The 22143-nt window shown below is 33.7% G+C and carries 19 protein-coding genes; 17 read left to right on the forward strand and 2 right to left on the reverse strand.

What is annotated here, in order from left to right; all coding sequences use genetic code 11:
- The first annotated feature begins 66 nt into the window (after positions 1-66).
- From DW006_RS04510 to pfkB, 5 genes are all read left to right on the forward strand, one after another.
- Entirely contained in the window at positions 67-801 is a 735-nt protein-coding gene (locus DW006_RS04510; protein ID WP_117999238.1) for an ATP-binding cassette domain-containing protein, read from the forward strand.
- Positions 771-1727, forward strand: a complete 957-nt coding sequence (locus tag DW006_RS04515; protein ID WP_347475056.1) for a SufD family Fe-S cluster assembly protein — start codon at positions 771-773, stop codon at positions 1725-1727. Before DW006_RS04510 ends, DW006_RS04515 begins: the two co-directional genes overlap by 31 nt.
- A gap of 234 nt (positions 1728-1961) precedes the next feature.
- Entirely contained in the window at positions 1962-3296 is a 1335-nt protein-coding gene (locus DW006_RS04520; RefSeq protein WP_117999240.1) for a cation:proton antiporter, read from the forward strand.
- Between the two features lie 118 nt (positions 3297-3414).
- On the forward strand, positions 3415-3939 hold the full coding sequence (locus DW006_RS04525; RefSeq protein WP_117999425.1) for a nucleoside recognition domain-containing protein: 525 nt from the start codon (positions 3415-3417) through the stop codon (positions 3937-3939).
- A gap of 57 nt (positions 3940-3996) precedes the next feature.
- The gene (gene pfkB / locus DW006_RS04530; RefSeq protein WP_117999241.1) at positions 3997-4908 is read left to right on the forward strand and encodes a 1-phosphofructokinase; all 912 of its coding nucleotides are present in this window, start codon (positions 3997-3999) and stop codon (positions 4906-4908) included.
- Between the two features lie 221 nt (positions 4909-5129).
- Here pfkB and DW006_RS04535 read toward each other — a convergent pair whose 3' ends face one another.
- Positions 5130-6950, reverse strand: a complete 1821-nt coding sequence (locus tag DW006_RS04535; protein ID WP_117999242.1) for a DUF885 domain-containing protein — start codon at positions 6948-6950, stop codon at positions 5130-5132.
- A gap of 114 nt (positions 6951-7064) precedes the next feature.
- On the opposite strand from DW006_RS04535, the gene manA reads away from it, so the two are divergent.
- The 12 genes from manA to DW006_RS04595 all read left to right on the forward strand — a co-directional run bounded on the left by manA (position 7065) and on the right by DW006_RS04595 (position 20788).
- Positions 7065-7991 (forward strand): mannose-6-phosphate isomerase, class I, encoded by a 927-nt coding sequence (manA, locus tag DW006_RS04540; RefSeq protein ID WP_117999243.1) that lies wholly within the window; start codon positions 7065-7067, stop codon positions 7989-7991.
- Positions 7992-8015: 24 nt separating this feature from the next.
- Positions 8016-9977, forward strand: a complete 1962-nt coding sequence (locus DW006_RS04545; RefSeq protein ID WP_117999244.1) for a PTS sugar transporter subunit IIA — start codon at positions 8016-8018, stop codon at positions 9975-9977.
- Between the two features lie 170 nt (positions 9978-10147).
- Positions 10148-10591 carry a PTS sugar transporter subunit IIA gene (locus tag DW006_RS04550; RefSeq protein WP_022165982.1) on the forward strand — a complete coding sequence of 148 codons (444 nt, stop codon included), beginning with the start codon at positions 10148-10150 and terminating at the stop codon, positions 10589-10591.
- A gap of 40 nt (positions 10592-10631) precedes the next feature.
- Positions 10632-11768 carry a fructose-specific PTS transporter subunit EIIC gene (locus tag DW006_RS04555; RefSeq protein ID WP_117999245.1) on the forward strand — a complete coding sequence of 379 codons (1137 nt, stop codon included), beginning with the start codon at positions 10632-10634 and terminating at the stop codon, positions 11766-11768.
- Between the two features lie 104 nt (positions 11769-11872).
- On the forward strand, positions 11873-12184 hold the full coding sequence (locus DW006_RS04560; protein WP_022165980.1) for a PTS fructose-like transporter subunit IIB: 312 nt from the start codon (positions 11873-11875) through the stop codon (positions 12182-12184).
- 256 nt (positions 12185-12440) lie between these two features.
- Entirely contained in the window at positions 12441-12704 is a 264-nt protein-coding gene (locus DW006_RS04565; protein WP_022165979.1) for an HPr family phosphocarrier protein, read from the forward strand.
- An 11-nt stretch (positions 12705-12715) separates the two neighbouring features.
- The gene (gene ptsP, locus DW006_RS04570) at positions 12716-14410 is read left to right on the forward strand and encodes a phosphoenolpyruvate--protein phosphotransferase (protein ID WP_117999246.1); all 1695 of its coding nucleotides are present in this window, start codon (positions 12716-12718) and stop codon (positions 14408-14410) included.
- A gap of 261 nt (positions 14411-14671) precedes the next feature.
- The gene (locus tag DW006_RS04575) at positions 14672-15505 is read left to right on the forward strand and encodes an HAD family hydrolase (RefSeq protein WP_117999247.1); all 834 of its coding nucleotides are present in this window, start codon (positions 14672-14674) and stop codon (positions 15503-15505) included.
- Between the two features lie 35 nt (positions 15506-15540).
- Complete coding sequence (locus tag DW006_RS04580; RefSeq protein WP_117999248.1) at positions 15541-16305, forward strand: DeoR/GlpR family DNA-binding transcription regulator; 765 nt, start codon at positions 15541-15543, stop codon at positions 16303-16305.
- Between the two features lie 337 nt (positions 16306-16642).
- Positions 16643-18997 carry a formate C-acetyltransferase/glycerol dehydratase family glycyl radical enzyme gene (locus DW006_RS04585; RefSeq protein ID WP_117999249.1) on the forward strand — a complete coding sequence of 785 codons (2355 nt, stop codon included), beginning with the start codon at positions 16643-16645 and terminating at the stop codon, positions 18995-18997.
- 62 nt (positions 18998-19059) lie between these two features.
- The gene (locus DW006_RS04590) at positions 19060-19971 is read left to right on the forward strand and encodes a glycyl-radical enzyme activating protein (protein WP_117999250.1); all 912 of its coding nucleotides are present in this window, start codon (positions 19060-19062) and stop codon (positions 19969-19971) included.
- 139 nt (positions 19972-20110) lie between these two features.
- Complete coding sequence (locus DW006_RS04595; RefSeq protein ID WP_022165973.1) at positions 20111-20788, forward strand: transaldolase family protein; 678 nt, start codon at positions 20111-20113, stop codon at positions 20786-20788.
- Positions 20789-20939: 151 nt separating this feature from the next.
- Here DW006_RS04595 and DW006_RS04600 read toward each other — a convergent pair whose 3' ends face one another.
- Positions 20940-21914: a Yip1 family protein gene (locus DW006_RS04600; RefSeq protein WP_117999251.1), complete on the reverse strand. Its 975-nt coding sequence runs from the start codon at positions 21912-21914 to the stop codon at positions 20940-20942.
- Positions 21915-22143 lie beyond the last annotated feature (229 nt).

Below are 22143 nucleotides of genomic sequence, written 5' to 3' on the forward strand. Positions count from 1 at the left end.
ATTTAACATATATGATAAATATGTTATAATGAGCTGTAAAAAATAATAAGAAGAGAGGTATAAATTGTGCTTAAAGCAGAAAATTTATCACTTTATGTAGATGATGAAGGGGAAGAAAAGTGTCTCCTTAATGATATTTCATTTCAGGTTGATGATGGGGAAATGCTTGTTATTACAGGTCCAAACGGAGGTGGAAAGTCCACTTTAGCCAAAACATTAATGGGTATTAACCATTTGAATAGTGGAAAAATTATATTAGACGGTGAGGATATAACAGATTTTGACATTAATCATAGGGCAAATGCAGGAATCGGCTATGCATTTCAGCAACCACCAAGATTTAAAGGTATGACAGTTTTAAGACTTTTAAAACTTGCGTCAGGAGAAAATCTTTCAGATGAAGAATGTTGTAATCTATTGAAAGCCGTTGGCCTTTGTGCAAAGGATTATATTCACAGACAGATAGACGGAACACTTTCAGGTGGAGAGATGAAGAGAATTGAGATTGCATCTGTGCTGGCTAAGGAACACTCACTTTGCATTTTCGATGAACCGGAGGCAGGAATTGATTTGTGGAGTTTCTCAATGCTTATACACAAGTTTGAAGAAATCCATACAGAGAAAAAACAAAGTCTTATTGTAATTTCACATCAGGAAAAAATTATCAATATGGCAGATAAAATTATGATTATTGATAATGGAAAGATTAAAAAAATAGGCACTAAAGATGAGCTTCTACCATATCTTACCGGTGTGCAGGAATGTCATAAATGTGCAGAAGAATTGGAGGGAAGAGCGTAATGGTGAAGCTTAACAATGTAACTGAAGAAGTTTTAAATGTTATTAACGATAATGAATTTAGCCAAAGCGGTGCCTTCAATCTTAGAGAAAATGGCGTATCCATTTGTCATGGAGACAGTGAACATATTAAGATTAGAAAAAAAGAAGACAATCCGGGAATAAACATTTATATTGACGGAAAAACAAACGGTGAATCAGTATATATACCGGTGGTTGTTAGTGTTTCAGGTATGATTGATCTTGTTTATAATGATTTTTACATTGAAGATGGGGCAAACGTAAACATAATTGCCGGCTGTGGAATTCATAATAGTGGTTGCAATGAAAGCAGACATGATGGTGTTCATACTTTTCACGTTGGAAAAAATGCAAATGTACGATACGTGGAGAAACACTATGGCGAAGGTAATGGAACAGGCGCAAGAGTTTTAAATCCTGTTACAAATATCATTGTGGGAGATAATTCTGTTTTTACTTTGGATACAGCGCAGATTGAGGGTGTAGATTCAACTGTTAGAGAGACAAATGTTGAACTTGGAAAAGAAGCCAAGCTATATGTAACTGAGCGTCTTATGACAAGTGGCGAGCAGAAGGCAGAGTCAAATATTGAAGTTCAGCTTAACGGCGAAAACAGTTCGGCACAGATAGTTTCAAGATCCGTTGGAAAAGGAAATTCAGTACAGACATTCCATCCAAATGCCATTGGAAATAACAAATGTCAGGCCCATATACAGTGTGATTCAATTATTATGGACAAGGCTGAGGTTGGTTCAATACCGGAAATTAGAGCAAAAAACATAGATGCGGCAATTATTCATGAAGCTGCAATAGGAAGAATTAATGATGAACAGCTTCTTAAGTTAAGAACATTAGGTTTAACAGAGGAAGAGGCTGAAGCAGTTATTATACAAAACTTTTTAAATTAAAAAATATAGTGTCCAAAGGTCATAACCCAAATTGTGTAAAAACAGGTGGAGTTATGACCTTTTAATGTTGTAGTTTTGATTACAGAGATTGTTATGTGTTACGCACTTTTATAAACCCACAAAAATCTTAAATTTATTAGTTGAATTTACTAAAATAAGGTGTTATTATGATTCAGGTTGTAAAATAAATTTTACATAACTATATTCTAAATACATAGAAAAGAGGTCGTGAAAATGGAAGAATATGGATATCTATGGCAACTTGCTTTAATATTAGCAAGCACTAAACTTTTTGGTTTGGTAACAAAGAGATTCAAAATGCCACAAGTAGTAGGCGCGTTATTAGCAGGACTTATTTTAGGACCGGCAATTTTAGGTAACTTGTTAAATGGTGTTATGGTTGGGGGACACGATTTAGGTGCTTTAACATTATATCAAACACCATTTATTGATCATATGGCAGAAATAGGCGTAATCGTTCTTATGTTCTGTGCAGGTCTTGAAACTGATATTAACGAATTAAAGAAATGCGGTTTAGCATCATTTGTAATAGCAGTTTTAGGCGTAATCGTACCATTAATTGGTGGTGGATTATTTACTTATTGGTTCTTAGAAGCAGGATGGATTGAACCTGCAAAGGCATCATCATTATTTATGCAGGCTGTTTTCGTAGGTGTAATTCTTACTGCAACATCAGTTAGTATTACAGTTGAAACATTGCAGGAAATGGGCAAGTTAAAAACAGCTTCAGGTAATGCAATTTTAGGTGCAGCTATTATTGATGATATTTTAGGTATCATTGCACTTACAATTGTAATCAGTTTAGGTGGAAAAAGTGGAAAAGGTGCAGAAACAACACCACTTGGAATCGTATTGTTAAAAATAGTATTATTCTTTGTATTTGTTGCTGTATTTGGATTTATTATTTACAAATTATACAAGAAATGGTGTGAACATGACGGAAAAGGAATGCACAGACATGCTATCATGGCATTTGTAATCTGTCTTCTTATGTCATTTGCAGCAGAATATTTCTTTGGCGTTGCAGATATTACAGGAGCTTTCTTTGCAGGTGTAATTATCTCAATGACACAGAAGGACCAGTTCATTGCATCAAAATTTGATGTTGTAGCATATATGCTTTTAAGCCCAATATTCTTTGCAAGTATCGGTCTTAAGGTAGATGGTAAGGCAGTTGCAAGCATGGGAATTTTAATTGTTGTATATGCAATTGTGTTAACAATTATTGCCATTATTACAAAAATTATGGGTTGCGGACTTGGTGCAAAAGTATGTGGATACAAGAACTACCAGTGTTTAAGAATTGGTGTTGGTATGGTATCCAGAGGTGAAGTTGCATTAATCGTTGCAAACAAAGGTATTGAGGCAGGACTTATGAGTTCTGAGTTAGTAGCACCGGTAATTATCGTGGTTATTGCTACAACAATTATTACACCTATTGTACTTAAACCTGTATTCTTAAAGACAGGTCAGGATGTTGTAACTGAAAGTAAGTTAGTTGAAAACATTGAAAACAGAGATAAGTACAACAGACCAATAGAAGGTTAAAAAATTTAATAAATACAAGTTATATACCTCTTTATCGGATGCCCGGTAAAGAGGTTTTCCTTTTTTGTTCTCGAATAAAATTTCTATGCATAGATTTATAAAAAAGACAGGGTTTCGTATGGAGATTTTAGTTAAACTATCTTCTTTTATAATTCCGGGAGTAATGCTTTTTATTACAATATACGGAATTAAAAGTAAGAGAAATATATATGATGATTTTGTTTCGGGAGCAGCAGATGGGTTAAAAACAGTGGTAAAAGTTTTGCCAACGTTAATTGGACTTATGGTTGCTGTAGGTGTTTTAAGTGAATCCGGTTTTATGGAATTTTTAGGAAAATGGTTGGGAAAAATAACTAATCCTTTAGGTTTTCCGGGAGAACTTATGCCGGTTACAATTGTAAAAATATTCTCTTCCTCGGCAGCAACGGGTATGGTGCTTGATATTTTTAAAAGATATGGCCCTGATTCATATCTTGGAATAGTAACTTCGTTAATGATGAGTTGTACGGAAACTATATTTTATACAATGTCTGTATATTACATAACTGCAAAAGTAACGAAAACAAGATGGACTTTGCCTGGTGCAATTTTGGCAACAATTGCTGGAACAATTGCCAGTGTAATACTTGCAAATTTAATGTAAATACTATATATTTTGATTAGATATTTGTCAGAAAAATAAAATATATAGGAGGCAAAAATGATTTATACAGTTACATTTAACCCATCTATTGACTACATTGTTTCAGTAGATGATTTAAAGTTAGGCTTGGTAAATAGAACATCGGAAGAGCTTATGTTCCCAGGTGGAAAGGGAATTAATGTATCAATGGTTTTAAGTAATCTTGGATTTGAAAATACAGCTCTTGGATTTTTAGCCGGATTTACAGGTGAAGCTATTGAAAGCATGTTAAAGAGCAATGGAGTAAATGCTGATTTTATACAGGTTGCAGAAGGCATTACAAGAATTAACGTTAAGATTCGTGCTCAGCAGGAAAGCGAAATTAACGGTATGGGACCTGCAATTAAGAAAGAAAACATTGACGAATTATATAAGAAATTAGATCAGTTGCAGGATGGTGATATTTTAGTTTTAGCGGGAAGTATCCCAAGTGTTATGCCGGAAACAATGTACAGTAACATTATGGAATATTTACAGAACAAGGATGTTAAGATTGTTGTTGATGCAACTAAGGATTTATTACTTAACGTTCTTAAATATAAACCATTCTTTGTTAAGCCAAACAATCATGAATTAGGTGAAATTTATGGTGTTGAATTAAAGACAAGAGAAGATGTTGTTCCGTATGCAAAGAAGATGCAGGAAGAAGGCGCAAGAAACGTTCTTGTATCAATGGCTGGCGAAGGTGCTGTATTAGTTGCTGAAGATGGACAGGTTTATAAGAGTCCATGTCCAAAGGGCAAGGTTAAAAATTCTGTAGGTGCAGGAGACTCAATGGTAGCCGGATTTATTGCAGGTTATTTAGAAACAGGCGACTATAAGGAAGCACTTAGAAAAGGTTTATTAACAGGTAGTGCAAGTGCATTTAGTGATAATTTAGCAACTAAGGAAGAAGTTGAAGAATTAGGCAAGACTTTCCAGTTAGACTAAGTATTAAACAGAATTAGAGAGTCTGATTAATAAAATAATTAATTAATAAATAAAATCACTCTGAAGTATAATATTTTAGTTTATGGGTGAAATTTAATTAAACTAAAGCTTGGTAAAATTTAATATATTAATTTATAAAATGAGCAGAAACTCTAATTAGAAGTTGGGTGTGTTGACATTCAACTCTAATTTAGAATTTCTGCTTATTTGCTTATGTAATGTTAATAATAATATTCTAACCACTTCTCAACTACATCAAAGCTTGTAGGTCCAATAGTTAGAAAACTATTATGAAATCTTTTTGTATCGAATTCTGCTCCAAATTTTTTCGTGAATTTATTCTTTAGATTAATAATTTCTAAATAGCCAACATAGTATTGCAAATAATTTGCAGGCTCTTCAATTACAGCCTCGTAAATTGAATTACAGGCATTGTCATCAAAAATACTATAAGTTGACAGAAACTTTTTTGTGTCCTTACGGTTCCAACCTTCATAGTTAATTCCAATATCACAAAGAGAATAGAGAGCCAATGAGTATGAAGTGTTACAACTTAAAGCTCTGGCAACAATAGAGTCTTTGTATTGATATTTATACGAAAAAATTTCCGTATAAGTTGCCCAACCTTCGGAATAGCCACCAAAATTTAATATGTGCCTAATGGGAGAAGGATTAGTTGAGGCAAAAAAATTGTTTTGATACATATGTCCAGGTATTCCTTCGTGTGCTAAAGTGGCATAAAGATTTTGCCCTTTATTCTTTTTTGAATTATTAATATAAATATTGTTTTTGTTCTTACTGTCAATTGCCGGTGACAAATAAAAAGCAGGACTTAAGTGTTTTTCTAAGGTTTTATCAACATACTTAATATTAAAAGAGTAATTTTGTTTTATCTGAAAATCCCCGGAACTTTTTTTCGTAAGTTCTTTTAAAATATCTTTTGGAGATTTAGCCACTGACAAACGTTCAGCAGCGTCCAACTTCTTATCTAATGAAGGACTTATGTTGTACAAAGAATAGAGACTTTTCATATCCTTTGTTATCTGTTCCTGAATCATTGCTTTTATCTCTAATATGTTTCTGTTACTACCGGTATAGGTTTTAACCAGATACTCGTAATAATTTTTGCCGTTTGGCAAATTACATAGACCACCTTGGTTTTTACAATAGCCCTGCTTCATTAGAGAGGAGAGAGTACTAATAATGAGATTGTAACCTGAGATTACACTGTTTTGTAAATATTTTTTATTTTGTGCAATAAAAGCCTGTTTTTGTGACCCACTTAAAAAAGAACATTCATTGATTTTTTGTACAAAAGATTTGTGTAGAAGGTTATTTTCAGGGACTTTGTCACCAACAAAATCCTGACATTGATTAATTATGTTTTGGCAACAAAATGAGCTAATAAACACATTTTCCTTTGCTTTCAGTTTTTGAAAATCACAAATGTCCTTAAAATAGTCGTAAACCTGAGACAAAAGCTTTAAATATGTGGTAATGTCCTGCTTGTTTTTAAAAGTATATTCAGAAAAAAGTATGGGAAGTTGGGACTGAAGACCTGTTGTGGGACTTAATATTTCTGAGCATAAGCATAAATCAGCAAAATCAAGCTGATTATTAAAATAACCGGCTAAGGTATCGTATGTTATTTTCTGTTTAACCGATAATTGATTATAATTGAATTTTTTTAAAATATTAATTTGGTTTATGTAGAATTTCTGACTATCCATCATGGATTGATAACTGTATTCTCCGAGAGTTGGTTCTTTCACATTAATATTCCATTTTTCCGGGTGTTCCAAATAAAAATGCAAACTTAAGTAATCATTAGACAGATTAATTTTAAAAAGCTGATTACTATACAAGTCAAAATTATACTGATCCTGATTTTGGTAATGGGGTGTTGAATCCGCATAATCGTTACTTGGGGAATGATTATAAAAAGCTGCAAAAAAGTAAGTTATGAAGATAAAAGTAACTAAGCCAATAATAAAAACAGCTAAAAATTTTTTTGATTTTAACATTGAGTTTATATTTTTCATTTGAGGCTCACCGAAAAACTAATTATTATAGAATATGGAAAGTCGCGTAAAATTATGATATTTTAGAATAGTATGATAAAATATCATTTAGTAAAGGGAAGAAAGAGGTGGATTATGTCAATTTTAATGTTACATCCAGTATTTAAGGATGCCATTTGGGGCGGAAAACTATTAAAAAACTTTGGATACGAAGAAGCCGGGGATAATGCAGGCGAGTGTTGGGGAATCAGTGCCCATCAAAACGGAGACTGCACAGTTGCAAATGGAGAATTTGCAGGCAAAAAGCTTTCATGGTGTTATGAAAATCATAGAGAATTGTTTGGAAACATAAAAGAAGATGTTTTTCCTTTATTAATTAAAATAATTGGAGCAGAGGATGATTTAAGTATACAGGTTCATCCTAACAACGAATATGCAGCAGAACATGAAAACGGTGCATTAGGAAAAACAGAATGTTGGTATATTTTAGATTGCAAAGAAGATGCTACTATTGTTATTGGTCACAATGCCAAGGACAAAGCAGAGTTAGAAGACATGATTAGAAACAAAAAATGGAACGACTTAATCCGAGTTATTCCAATTAAGAAGGGAGATTTCTTCCAGATTAATCCGGGATGTCTTCATGCTATAAAAGGTGGAACTTTATTAATAGAAACACAGCAAAGCAGTGATGTTACTTACAGAGTTTATGACTATGACAGACTTCAGAATGGTAAGCCAAGGGAGCTTCACGTTCAGCAGAGTATTGACTGCATTACTGCACCACATGTTGACTATAACGAAGAAAAAGTTGTAGAAAAACATGATGGTATGACTAGCGAAAAATTAGTTATATGCCCATATTACACATTGGAAAAATGGGACGTTGATGGAGAATATGAATTCAAGATGGACAAGCCATTTTTAAACGTAAGTGTAATTGACGGTAAGGGAGAAGCTGACGGAATTAAAGTTAAGAAGGGGGATCACTTTATAGTTCCTGCGACAATGGATAGTTGCGGTTTTTCAGGAAAAATGACAGTAATGGTATCTTACTGCTAAAGAAAAAAGAAAGTTGGGGAATATATGTTATCAGAAAGAGGACTTCAGATAATTGAAAAGTTAATAGATAACAATCGTGTGCCGATTACATCAAAGACTCTTGCATTATATCTAGGGGTGTCAGAAAGAAGTGTAAAAACTTACATTAAGGAAGTGTCTGATTTTTGCGAAGAACACAAGATGATATTAGAAAGAAAGCCGGGCATAGGTTTTGTTGCTAATTTTACAGACGAGCAAATCAGTCAGATTAATGAATTAAAGAGAGACAAGAAAATCGTAATGTCTAAACGTCAGAGAATGGGATATATTATGTATATTCTTTTAAGTGGCTGGGACACATATACGTTATCATTATTTTCAGAGGAATTAAATGTCAGCAAAAAAATGATTGGTGACGACATTAATTCCATATCAAAAGAATTAAAAAAATACGGAATCAAAATTAACAGAGTGGCAGGACATGGTGTTTTTATAACAGGAGATGAATTTTCCATTAGAAAAGCCATGAAAACATGCTGCACATACGCAATCGGAAGCAAGGTAATAGAGGAAACTTACGATTACCGAATGAACATAGAAGAAGAGGAACTTTGGATAAATAACTTTGGAAAAGATAATTTTGAAAAATCAATAGAAGTTATTCATGCGGTAGAAGAAAAGTTTGACGTGGCATATACGGACTATAGTTTTAGAATGTTGGCAGAATATTTGTCTATTCAGTTGTTCAGAACAAGAATGGGAAATGTAATAACTGAGGACATTTATATTCCTGAAACATTTAATAGAAATGAGAGTCTTGTAAATATGGTTGTGGAATATTTTGAACAGCTAGGAAAAGTAAATCTAAACGAATATGAGAAGCAGTATATTGATATTTTATTTGCTTCAGCAGCAGTGCAAACTGTGGAAAATGCAAATAAAGTCCATATGATTTCAGAATTTGAAGAAAAAAATAAAGAAATCTGCGAGGAAATGCTGGAATATCTTTCAGAAATTTTGAATATAAATCTTTTAGACAATGAATTATTAAGGACAAGTTTGGAAGGTTTTATACCGGCATCAATTGTTAGAACAGCTTATGGAATCGAAGTTAAGAATCCGTTCTTATCAGATATAAGGGAAATGTATTCGGGAATTTTCGCCACATGTTTTACATTAGGAAAATTCTATGAGGAATACAGTAAATCCATACCTACAGATCATGAAATATCATTTATTGCCTTATATTTAGGTGGTGCTTTGCACAGAAATGTTAAAAATGTGAAAGCTGTTTTAATTGGAACAAGCGGTATTGCAGCAGCAAATATTGTCGCCAGGAAAATAGAAAGTAAAATATCTGATATTAAGATTGTAGCCATACTTTCATCAGGCAAAATAGATTGTATTGACGATTATGAGTTTGATATTGTATTATCAATGCTTCCAAACTTCAAATACAATGACAAAGTTGTTTATATTTCACCAATTGTAAGTAAAACTGACGAGAAAAATATAAAGGATGCTTGCTTTGAGACTCTGTCACATCCGAAGCTTGAAAAAGATAATTTTACGGATATGATAGACAAAGATCATATTCTTTACGTTGAGGAGAAGGTCGATAGAGATTTTGTCTTAAAAGCAGCCTGTAAACAATTAGTAAACGAGGGATATGTTACTAAAGAGTTTTACAATGATGTTCTAAAAAGAGAAAACATTGAGCCTACTGCAATTGGTAACGGCGTAGCAATTCCTCATGGAATACCGGAAAATGTTGTTAAGCCAAAAGTATATGTTATTAGTTTAAAGCATCCACTTAATTGGGGTGGGAAAATGGTAAACGTTATGTTTTTACTTGCATTAAACTTCAATAACATAAAAACAACAAAGGCATTTTTCTCAGATTTTGCAAGAATTGTCGGTTCGGAAGAGAAACTTGAGAAGTTCAAAAAATTAGACAATGTTCAAAAAATGGAGCAAAATCTTAAAGAAGAATTGCATTGGGAGTAAAAAATATAAGAAAATTAAAAATGTTTCAATCCCAGTGGATAAAAAGCTTATTGAAAATTGCACTAACTTTAGTGCAATTTTCTTTTTTTGCGACAATTGAAAAAAAATAAATATGTAGCTAGAATAAAATCACACAGAGGTGATAACTTAAAGAGAAGGAGGACAAAATTTTGGCTAAAGAACTTATGAACGAAGCAATCGTAATGTTCGATGTTGAAGCTAATAGTGCTGAAGAGGTAATCAGACTTATAGCTGATGCAATGGACAAGGATGACAGACTTATTGACAAGGAAGGATATGTAGCGGACGTTTTGGCTAGAGAGGCAAGCTCAAGCACAGCAGTAGGTTTCTCAGTTGCTACACCTCATTCAAAGTCAGTACATGTTAAGGAACCATCACTTGCATTTGTTCGTCTTGCTAAACCAATGAAGTGGGATGATTCAGAAGAAGTTGATATGGTATTCCAGATAGGTGTTCCATCACCAGGACAGGGTGACAGACATCTTGAAATTTTAGCTGGTTTGTTTAGAAAAGTTATGCATGATGACTTTAGAGAACAGCTTGCTAATGCAAAAACAGCCGATGAGGTTATTAATCTTATAGGTGCAGTTTAAAACCTAAATAGGTAAAAGATTACATGATAGGAGAAAAGTTATGAAAGAATTAGTTGATATTTTAAAACACACTAAAACACATCTTATGAATGGTGTATCTTACATGATACCAGTTGTTGTTGGTGGTGGTATTTTAATGGCTATTGCCGTTTTATTAACAGGTGAAGGAGCAGCTCCAGGATGGGGTTCAGGAATTCCTTACTGGTTATGGACAATCGGAGTTGATGCTCTTGGATTAATGTGTCCTGTATTTGCAGCATACATTGCATTTTCAATCGCTGACAGACCTGGTATTGCAGTTGGTATGGCAGGTGGATTTATGGCATTAAACATTCCTACAGGTTTTGCTGATGGCGCTGTTACAACAGCTTCAGCAGGATTTATCGGAGCAGCTATTGCTGGTTTACTTGGTGGTATTATTGCTCATTACTTAAAGAAGATTCCACTTCCTAAGTCAATGCAGTCGCTTAAGTCAATTATCATCATTCCAGTAATTGGTGTATTGGCAGTTGGTATTATAATGTTTGCATTCGGAACACCTATTGCAGCATTCATGACATGGTTAGAAGATGTTATGAGAAACATGGCTCACGGAGATCATGGAAACTTAGCACTTGCAGGTATCAGTGCATTAGCATCACTTATGATTGCAACAGACCTTGGTGGTCCTGTAAATAAAGTTGCTTACTCAATCTTAATGGTAGCATTTGTAGGTACAGGCATCTATACATTTGCAGCTCCAGTTGGTATTGCTATTTGTGTACCTCCAATTGGATGTGGTGTTGCATCATTACTTTTAAAGAAGAAGTTCTCAAAAGAAGAACAGAATGCAGGTATCGGTGCTATAGCAATGGGCTTCTGTGGTATCACAGAAGGTGCTATTTCATATACAGCAGCAGATCCTGCAAGAATGATTCCTATTAACATGATTTCATCAGCAATTGCCGGTGGTATCGCAGGATTCCTTGGAGTTGGTGCTAAGATGTCAGCTTGCTGGGGTGGTTTGATCGTAGCTCCTGTTATTCAGGGTGAAAGCTTCTTAGCTGGTTGGCCACTTTACATTATTTGTATCTTAATTGGTGTTGCAGTTTATGTACTTCTTTGTGCATTACTTAAGAAAGATTATGTAGCTCCAGAACCAGAAGATATGGGAGATGTTGATATCTCATTCGAATAAGATAAAGTTTTTGAATTACAAATGAATACTAAATGAGAACCACTTTTTAGTGGTTCTCATAAATTAAAAAAATTAAATTATTGTATGAAAGAGAGTGATTAGATATGAAATTTTTAGCAGTTACAGCTTGCCCATCAGGGGTAGCACATACTTATATGGCAGCTGAAGCAATTCAGCAGGCATGTGAAAAAGCAGGAGTTGAATGCAAGGTTGAAACACAGGGTTCAATCGGAATTGAAAATCAGATTACAAAGGCAGATGTAGAATCAGCAGATGCTGTTATTCTTACAACAGATATGCCTATTAAGAACGTTGAAAGATTTGACAACCTTAAGAAAGTAAAAATTGGAATCAGCCCAGCAATTAAGCAGGCAGATGCTATTGTAGCTAAAATGATTTCAATGCTTAATGCATAAATAAAGTTTATAAAGGATTAGCCAAAACCCTGCTTCTATGAAGCGTTATTACTTGATCGATTATAGGCATTTATAATCATAGAAATGATATAAGGCAGGTAGTTATTGCCTGCCTTATAAAATATAAAGCACATGAAAGACTTTAATAATGATATAGGAACGATTAATTAAAGTAGAAAATTATTGCATAAGCAATTAACATATATGAATTATTAAAGAAAAAAGAGAGAGATTTTTAAATTAGGAGGAAATGAAAATGGTAAGTAGAACATTAACAGTAAACAATCCGGAAGGATTACACATGAGACCAGCAGGAGTTGTAGCAAAGGAAATGGGAAAATTCGCATGTGATGTTACAATCGTATTTGGAGATAAGAGAATCAACGCAAAGAGTCTTATTAATATTATTTCAGCTTGCATTAAGAAAGGTGCAGAAGTAACTTTCGAATGTGATGGAGCTGACGAAGAAGAAGCAATGGCAAAAGTTGTTGAATTAGAAAGCCAGAATTTTGGTGAATGAGAGGTAAGATTATGTACAAGGGTATTGCAGGTTCTGAGGGAATCGGAATCGGAAAAGTTGTTATAATTGAAGAACATGAAATTAACATTGAAAATAAGAAAGTAACAGATACTGATAACGAAATTAAACGTCTTCAGGATGCCATTGAGAAGTTTGTAGAAATTACAAATCAGATGGCAGAAAAAATGGATGTTACAGTTGGCAAAAAAGATGCAGATATTCTTAGAGGACATATCCAGATGCTTCGGGATCCTATGATTGAGGAGCAGATTTCTACTCTTTTAGTAGCTGAAAAGATTACAGCAGAAATGGCTGTAGACCAGGTTTTAGAGCAGACAGCAGAAATGTTTGCACAGATTCCTGATGAATTACTTCAGCAAAGAGCAACAGATTTTAGAGACATTAAAACAAGAATGATCAAAATTCTTCTAGGTATTGAAGAAGTCGATATATCACAGGTACCAGCAAATACTGTTTTGGTTGCCAGAGATTTAACACCATCAATGACAGCAGGAATTAACCCTGATAATATTGCAGGAATTTTAACAGAAGTAGGTGGTAGAACGTCACATTCAGCAATTCTTGCAAGAGCAATGGAAATTCCAGCCGTACTTAGTATCGAAGGTATTTGCAGTATTGTTAAAAATGGTGACGTAGTTGCGATAGACGGTACAAGTGGAGAAGCAATTGTAAATCCTGATGAGGATACTGTAAAAGAATATGAACAGAAATTAGCTGATTACAAGAAAGAAAAAGCTTTACTTGCAGAGTATGCCGGAAAACCATCAGTAACAAAGGATGGTACAAAGGTTGAATTAGTTTGCAACATTGGAAAACCAGAAGATGCAAAGAAAGCTGTTGAATGTGATGGCGAAGGAATTGGTTTATTCAGAACTGAATTCTTATTTATGGATAGAGACAGCGTTCCAACAGAAGAGGAACAGTTTGAAGCTTACAAGTCAGTAGCTGAAACAATGAAGGGTAAACCGGTAATCATCAGAACGTTAGATATTGGTGGTGACAAGGCTATTCCTTATTTAGGATTAGAAGAAGAGGAAAATCCATTTTTAGGATTTAGAGCTATTCGTTATTGTTTACAGAGAACTGATTTATATAAGGCACAGCTTAGAGCTTTAGTAAGAGCAAGTGCATTTGGAAAGATTAAAATAATGGTTCCATTAGTAACTTGTGTGGACGAGCTTCGTAGCGTTAAGGCAATGGTTGCTGATATTATGAAAGAACTTGATGGTGAAGGAATTGCATATAACAAGAATCTTGAGATTGGTGTTATGATGGAAACTTCAGCAGCATGTATGATTGCTGATATCTTAGCAAAAGAAGCAGCATTCTTTAGTATTGGAACTAATGATTTAACAGGTTATACAATGGCAGTTGACAGAGGAAATGCTAAGGTTGCATATCTTTACTCAACATACCAGCCAGCTGTACTTCGTTCAATTAAGAGAATCATTGAATGTGGTAAGAAGGAAGGCATTATGGTAGGTATGTGTGGTGAAGCAGCAGCAGATCCTAAGTTAATTCCATTACTACTTGCATTTGGTCTTGATGAGTTTAGTGTAAGCGCAACAAGCGTATTAAAGACAAGAAAGACGATTTCAAATTGTACAGTAGAAGAATGCAAGGCATTAGCTGACAAGGTAATGCAGTGCAATACTGAAGAAGAGGTTTTAGATATTTTAAAATAAAGTTAGCATAGCATAAACTCCCCCGGCGCGTGTACCAGATAGTTAATTGAAGGTGCATGCGCTTTGGAGGATTTTTGTATTTATAAGGTAAATATGCTAATATGAGTAATGGTTCATAACTGCAGGAAGTTATTTTTTATACTATGAAATTACGTGCTAAATTAATGTGTGCTTTGTGTTAGGAGTAGCATAAACTACATGTTACATTAAATAACCAACATTGCAGGATATGATAATATACACAATAGGCAGGAGGATAAGATGGACATTAAACTTATTGCAACAGATGTAGATGGAACTTTAGTAGGGGCAGACCATATGGTAATTCCAAAGGTAAACATAGAAGCAATGAATATGGCCAAGGAAAAAGGAATTATTAACGTTATCAGTACAGGTCGTTCACTAAGTTTGGCAGCAGGTGAAATCGAAAAATTAGGTTGTATTGACTATGCTGTAATTTCAAATGGTGCGGCAGTTGTAGATTTAAAAGACAACAGTGTGATGACAAGCTGCTATTTAGATAAGGAAAAAGTAGAAGAAATTGTAAATATTTTTAATAAATATCCATTAGTATATGAAATTTATGCTGATAAAAAGGGGTTTATAAGCCAATATACATATGATAATTTCAGAAAATGTTCATTACCAAATGAATTCATGGATTATTATAAAACAAAAATGGAAATGTATGATGATCCAATGGATGTTGTTAGAAACACTAATGTTGAAAAGTTTAATGTGGATTACACACCCGAAGAATGTATTGAAGATTTATATAAGGATTTAGAAAAAGTAACAGATATAGTTATAACAGCCGGCTTTAAGGGAAATGTTGAAATTACAGCAGTTGGTGCAGACAAGGGAAAAGCACTTAAGTTCCTTTGTGACGAGATTGGTGTAGACATGAAGAATGTAATGGCATTCGGTGATTCAGGAAATGATGTAACAATGTTGACAGAAGCCGAAGAGTCCTACGCTATGGTATCAGGAAACGAACTTGCAAAAGAAGCGGCAAAGCATGTAACAAAACTTTCTAATGAAGATGGTGGTGTTGGAGAAACAATAAAAGAGTATTTGACAAATACTGAAAAATAAATGAAAATAGAGCTATCAATACTAAGGAGGAAATTATGCTAGCTAGGGAAAGACAAAATAAAATTGTAGAGATGGTGAATGCTAATGGTTCTGTCTTAGTAAAAGAATTAAGTGAAATGTTCGAAGTCACTGAAGATAGTATTAGAAAAGATTTATCATTATTAGAAAAGAAAGAACTGCTTAAGAAAACATACGGTGGAGCAGTAAGAAACAGAGTCAATACTCATGAACTCTATGTTTCTCAACGTAAAGGAAAAAACGTTGAGGAAAAAAAGAAAATTGCAAAAAAAGCATTTGAGTTAATAGAAGAAGGAGATTTTATTTTCTTAGATATCTCAACTATTAATATAGAGTTGATTAAGTTAATTGTTGAAGCTAACCTTGATGTTACTGTTGCAACTAACATGATTGATGTAATGCTTAGTTTTACAGCATCTTTAGATACCAATTTAGTTTTCGTAGGTGGTAAAATGAACAGGGGACGTGATGGCTTTATTGGTTCATATACTAATAAACAAATTGGCGAATTCAGTTTTGACAAGGCATTCATGGGAGTTGTAGGTGTAGACATTAAGAGAAACAAAGTTTACACATATACAACAGACGATGCATTAACCAAAAAAGTCATTATGGAAAATAGTGAGAAATGCTATATGCTGATGGAAAACACTAAGTTTGCAAGAGAAGGTAATTACAGATATTCTTCAATAGATGAATTTGAAGGAATTATTTTAGATGAAGAACCAAGTGAAGAAGTACAAAAGCATTTGGCAGACAAGAAAGTAACAGTTTTGTATTAGGAAAACTACAACTACAAATTAAGATAAGACGTTGCATTAATGAATTTGATTTAGTGAAAAAATCAGATTAATTAATGTGGCGTTTTTCTTTTAAAACAATGTAGATTTTTGTATAATATTGACTATAAGATAAGAGCGGAAAAAAATAAAAATAAAAAAGTATATGATGGAAAAAAATACATATTTTCCATACAAAACATAATAAATGTATAAAAAATGGGACTTTTTTCAACTAGAAACAATAAAAAACAATAAAAAGTAATAAAAAACAATAAAAAATCGTTGACTTAGGTTAAACAGGGATGTACAATTAAATTATCAAATAGGAGGTGGAACTATGAGTGATTTAATCAAAACAGATAGAATTGAAACATTGAAGAATAGAATGTTATCTCTTCCTAGATATGCTTCAATAGAGCAGGCAAAAATTATTACAGACACATACAAAGAGCATGAGGGAGAACCAAGAATTATGCAGAGAGCATATTCACTTAAGAATGCTCTTGAGAAAATAAACATAAGCGTTGAACCAGAAGAATTAATTGTTGGAAATAGAACAGCAGGAGTTAGATATGGAGTAGTATTCCCAGAGAGCGGTAGCACATGGGTAGATAAGGAATTCGAAACTCTTCCAACAAGACCACAGGACAAATTTAACGTAAATGAAGATGACATTAAATATTTTAGAGATGTTATTTATCCATATTGGCAGGGGAAATCATTAGAGGATGTTCTCAGATCAAGATATGGTGAAGAAATTGATGAAATTGCAAAGGTTGTTAAGATTAACCAGAAAGACCATGCACAGGGACATATTAACCCTGACTGTGAAGGTTGGTTAAAGAAAGGGCCGGCTGGATTAAAGGCTGAGGCTGAAGAACATTATGCAAAGGAAACAGACGAAGATAAGAAACTTTTCTATAAGAGTGTTGTAACTGTTATGGAAGGAACAATTAATTTTATACAGAGATATCGTGACCTTTTAAACGAGCAGGCTGATGAAAATCCTGAATGGGCTGATAACATGAGAAGTGTTGCAAAGATTTGCGATAACATTTCAAAGAGACCGGCAGAAACATTTCATGAAGCAGCTCAGGCGTTATGGTTCTTATTCGTTATTTTACAGATGGAATCAAATGCATCATCTTTCTCACCGGGAAGAGCCGATACTTTTATGTATCCATATTATAAGCATGATATTGATGCAGGAATCGCGGACAATCAGTCAATACTTGAAATTATCGAAAGCTTATGGCTTAAGTTCAATGAGATTGTTTATATGAGAAATAAAAACAGTGCCAAGTTCTTCGCAGGCTTCCCAATTGGATTTAATATTGCAGTTGGTGGTCAGGATGAAAACGGAGAAGCTTTTGAAAATGAATTATCATATTTATTCTTAAAGGCACAGGAGCACATTGGTCTTCCACAACCTAACCTTTCAGTAAGATTGTGTGAAAAGACAAGTGATAAATTATTGAAACAGGCAATTAAAGTTGTTTCTTTAGGAAGTGGTATGCCACAGTTCTTTAATGACAAGGCTATCGTTCCAGCAATGATTGAAAATTTAGGCGTTGAAGAAAAGGATGCCAGAAATTATGCAATTGTTGGTTGTGTAGAACTTACAACACAGGGAGATAACTTAGGCTGGTCTGACGCAGCAATGTTTAACTTAAACAAGGCATTAGAACTTACATTAAATAATGGTAAGTGCTTAATAACAGGAAAACAGTTAGCACCTGACAGAGGTAACTTAACAACATTTGATACATTTGAAGATTTAGAGAAAGCGTTCAAGGAGAACATCGATTACTTTATGGATAAGATGATTCTCGCATGTGAACAGGTTGAACAGGCTCACATGGATCTTCTTCCAACACCTTTCTTATCATCAGTAATCAAAAACTGTATGGATAAGGGAATGGATGTAACAAAAGGTGGAGCAAAATACAACTTATCAGGCATTCAGATGATTCAGATTGCAAACCTTGCAGATAGTTTTGCAGCAATTAAACAGTTAGTATATGATGAAGGAAAAGTTAGCAAGGAAAGATTGTTAAAAGCTCTTCAGACAAACTATAAAGACGATGAAATCCTTAGAACAATGCTTCTTAACAAAGTTCCAAAATACGGAAATGACGTAGAATGGGTTGATGAATTAGGAGCAAAATGGGCAGGATATTTCAGAGAAAGAATTGGGAATTTCAAAAACTATCGTGGTGGAAAATATCATACAGGAATGTATACAGTTTCTGCGCATGTACCTATGGGTGAAAATGTTGGTGCATCTCCTGATGGAAGATATTCAGGAACACCATTAGCAGATGGTGGTATGTCACCGGTATATGGTCGTGACGAACATGGCCCTACAGCAGTTCTTAAATCAGTATCAAGACTTGATAAGAATTGGACAACAAACGGTGGACTTCTTAATATGAAGTTTTTACCTGAATTCTTTAAGACAGAGAACGGAATTGATAAGTTTGCTAAGATGCTTAGAACATTTGTAGATTTAGAAATTCCACATATTCAGTTCAACGTAGTTAATAAAGAAGACTTGTTAGCAGCTAAGAAGAATCCTGAACAGTATAGAAACTTAACAGTTCGTGTTGCAGGTTATACAGCATATTTCGTAGAACTTGCAGGAGAATTACAGGACGAAATTATTGCAAGAACAAGTTATAACGATATCTAAAAAAAACTCCGGTGGTTGAACCACCGGAGATAACATAAAAGTGTTTGGAAGGAATGAGTCATATGAAAGGATATGTTTTTGATTTTAAAAGATTTTCAACACATGATGGTAATGGAATACGAACTACAATTTTTTTAAAAGGGTGTACTCTTAATTGTGTATGGTGTCAGAATCCGGAAGGCATTTCCATAAAGCAAAGACCACTATATTTTCCAAACAAGTGTATTCATTGTAAGACTTGTGTTCACCTGTCAGAAAATGGTGGTGTAACAGAAGAAGATGGCAAGATTAAGTTAGATGTTTCTAAGGAAGAAGATTGGGAACATATAATTGATAGTTGTCCGGCAGTTGCATTGACAATGGATTCAAGGAAAATGACAGTAGAGGAAGTTGTAGAAGAGGCCAGCAAAGATGCACCATTTTTTAAGTACGGTGGCGGAGTTACTCTTTCAGGCGGTGAACCTTTATACCAGCATGAGTTTGCAATTGAAGTTTTAAAAGAATTAAAGAAAAAGAACATTGCTACAACAATTGAAACTGCTTCTCATATACCAACAAGAATATATCAGGAAGCAATGAAGTATATTGATTATGTTTTTGCTGATTTGAAAATTATTGATTCAGCAGACCATAAGAAATATACCGGTGTGGACAATGAACTTATAAAACAGAATTTAGAATGGTTGTTATCCTCAAAGAAAGCGAAGGATGTAATTATAAGAACACCTTTGATTCCTGGAATGACTACCAGTGAAGAAAACATTGCAGGAATTGCAAGATTCATATCAGATATTTATCCTGATGTTAAGTACGAGATACTTAATTACAATCCATTAGCGCAGGCGAAATATGATATGGTTGACAAGCAGTTCTGTTTTGAAGATAACCCACCGTTATATAGCGATGAACAAATGAGAGCATTTGGAAAAATTGCTACAGATAATGGAGTAAAAAATCTTATTTTAGAAATATAGTGTAAGTGCAGAAGACAAAGGTCACAATATCTAAAATAAATTACAGATAAAAATTGAAATTAAAGATTAATATGTACCTAATTAACATAGTGTTAATTTAAATAAACAATAAAGAAAGAGAAAATTTGGAGGTATCAAAATGAAATTTATTATTGATGATGCAAACATAGCTAAGGTTAAGGAAATTTGGGATTTATATCCATGTGATGGTGTAACAACTAACCCATCAATTCTTGCAAAAAGCGGAAGAAATCCTTACGAAGTTTTATCAGAACTTAGAGAAATCGTTGGAAAAGATGGCGAGCTTCACGTACAGGTAGTATCAAAAGATGCTGAAGGAATGATTAAAGAAGCTGGCGTTATTAGAGAAAAATTAGGAGAAAATACATTTGTAAAGATTCCTACAACTCCACAGGGCTTAAAGGCTATGAAGACTTTAGCACCACAGGGAGTAAATATTACAGCTACTGCTATTTACACACCAATGCAGGCATTCTTAGCTGCAAAGGCTGGAGCTAAATACACAGCACCTTACATTAACAGAATAGATAACTTTGGATATAATGGCGTACAGGTTGCTATGGATATCCAGGATATTTTTGAAAATAACAATCTTCCATGTGAAGTTCTTGCAGCAAGCTTTAAGAACTCACAGCAGGTACTTGAACTTACAAAATACGGAATTGGTGCAGCAACAATTGGTTGCGAAGTTATTGAAAACCTTATTAAGAATAAGGCAATTGATGCAGCAATCGATGTATTCAATTCAGATTTTGCTTCAATTACAGGCGAAGGGAAGACAATGGCTGATTGCTAATTCACAATCTCTTTCTAATAGGCGGGTTTCACCTACGGGTGGCCCGCTGTTTTTTTTATATAATAAGAAATTCCTTTAGAATTTCTTATTATATAAAAAACGTTCCACTAGGGAAGCACACTCGTGCGAAAGGAAAAATGTTCCTTTCCAATTAAAAATCCCAGTCACTATAATTATCATAGCTACTATATCCGCCTAAACTATTAGAAATAGATGAACCTACCATTGATGCAGCCATTGAAGCTACAATCGCAACGGCAACAATAGTTAAAACAAAAGAAATTAATAAAGCATATCCTTTTTTGTCAGAGCTAATATCAGCTAAATCAATATAGCTAATTATAAACATTAAGGATGCATATATCATTCCGACATATAAAACTAACATTCCCAAAAGCGGAATAATCATCATTAATATAACTGAAACCACAAGTACGATAATATTAATAAAAGCATTAACACCTACTAATGAAACAGCATCGCTGAATTTCATCGAACCTTTAAAGAATGTACTTGTTGTTAAAACGAGTAAACCAGCCAATGCAAAATAGTAAGCTGCAAATATTAAAGCAAACATAAGTGAGACTGAAAAAGCAGAATTACTTATAAGCGAACCCAAAATAGGTATACGGTATAAAGCTGTTGCACTTGCACTAATAAGTATAAAAAACATAAGAAATGTTACGATTATATTTGTGCAAATCATTAAGATGCCGTAGGTAGAATCTTTCTTATCTGCGAATTCTTTTGCAATACCTGTTGGTGATTTAAAGAAACTTGTGAATTTTGAAAAGATGAATTTAAACTTTTCAAAAACAGCATTTGCTTTACCAGCTTCGAAAGTTGCTTTAGTATCTGAGGAGTTACTGTTTGCATTTTCATTAGTTGCTGACTGTGAATTGCTATTCTGATTTTTATCTTCATTGCTTGAAGAATTATTATTTTCAGAAGCAATGGAGTTCTCTGCAATTACAGAATTAATGTCAGATTCTGGGTTGCAAGTGTTTGGGTTTGTAGTTTCATTATTAGAGTTTTGTGCATTTGGATTAGTTGTTACATTATCCTGGCAGTTGCACACTTCGCCGTCTTCTAGCGGTTTACCGCAGTGGATACAAAATTTTGCCATTGTTATCCCCCTCCTAAATTATTATTAAAATATATTTAAACAGATTATTATATGAAAAGAATTATAAGAATCTGATTAAACGTTACATAAACTTAGATAATTGTACAAAAAAAAGGAGTAATATGTCAAATTATGCAAAAAGCTCATAGGATAAATACAAAAAAATAGTGTAGATAGTCAATAAACATTTTAAAATATTAGAAAAATAAGGTCGAAAAGATTCATAAAT

Source organism: Eubacterium sp. AF36-5BH, assembly GCF_003460505.1.
In the GTDB taxonomy this organism is placed as follows: domain Bacteria; phylum Bacillota; class Clostridia; order Lachnospirales; family Lachnospiraceae; genus Eubacterium_G.

Coding starts and splice junctions, on each gene's coding strand:
- manA (WP_117999243.1), top strand. CDS start 7,065: ATGTCAATTTTAATGTTACATCCAGTATTTAAGGATGCCATTTGGGGC.
- DW006_RS04555 (WP_117999245.1), top strand. CDS start 10,632: ATGAAAGAATTAGTTGATATTTTAAAACACACTAAAACACATCTTATG.
- DW006_RS04595 (WP_022165973.1), top strand. CDS start 20,111: ATGAAATTTATTATTGATGATGCAAACATAGCTAAGGTTAAGGAAATT.
- DW006_RS04580 (WP_117999248.1), top strand. CDS start 15,541: ATGCTAGCTAGGGAAAGACAAAATAAAATTGTAGAGATGGTGAATGCT.
- DW006_RS04520 (WP_117999240.1), top strand. CDS start 1,962: ATGGAAGAATATGGATATCTATGGCAACTTGCTTTAATATTAGCAAGC.
- DW006_RS04515 (WP_347475056.1), top strand. CDS start 771: ATGTGCAGAAGAATTGGAGGGAAGAGCGTAATGGTGAAGCTTAACAAT.
- DW006_RS04575 (WP_117999247.1), top strand. CDS start 14,672: ATGGACATTAAACTTATTGCAACAGATGTAGATGGAACTTTAGTAGGG.
- DW006_RS04525 (WP_117999425.1), top strand. CDS start 3,415: ATGGAGATTTTAGTTAAACTATCTTCTTTTATAATTCCGGGAGTAATG.
- DW006_RS04590 (WP_117999250.1), top strand. CDS start 19,060: ATGAAAGGATATGTTTTTGATTTTAAAAGATTTTCAACACATGATGGT.
- DW006_RS04560 (WP_022165980.1), top strand. CDS start 11,873: ATGAAATTTTTAGCAGTTACAGCTTGCCCATCAGGGGTAGCACATACT.
- DW006_RS04545 (WP_117999244.1), top strand. CDS start 8,016: ATGTTATCAGAAAGAGGACTTCAGATAATTGAAAAGTTAATAGATAAC.
- DW006_RS04535 (WP_117999242.1), bottom strand. CDS start 6,950: ATGAAAAATATAAACTCAATGTTAAAATCAAAAAAATTTTTAGCTGTT.
- ptsP (WP_117999246.1), top strand. CDS start 12,716: ATGTACAAGGGTATTGCAGGTTCTGAGGGAATCGGAATCGGAAAAGTT.
- pfkB (WP_117999241.1), top strand. CDS start 3,997: ATGATTTATACAGTTACATTTAACCCATCTATTGACTACATTGTTTCA.
- DW006_RS04565 (WP_022165979.1), top strand. CDS start 12,441: ATGGTAAGTAGAACATTAACAGTAAACAATCCGGAAGGATTACACATG.
- DW006_RS04585 (WP_117999249.1), top strand. CDS start 16,643: ATGAGTGATTTAATCAAAACAGATAGAATTGAAACATTGAAGAATAGA.
- DW006_RS04600 (WP_117999251.1), bottom strand. CDS start 21,914: ATGGCAAAATTTTGTATCCACTGCGGTAAACCGCTAGAAGACGGCGAA.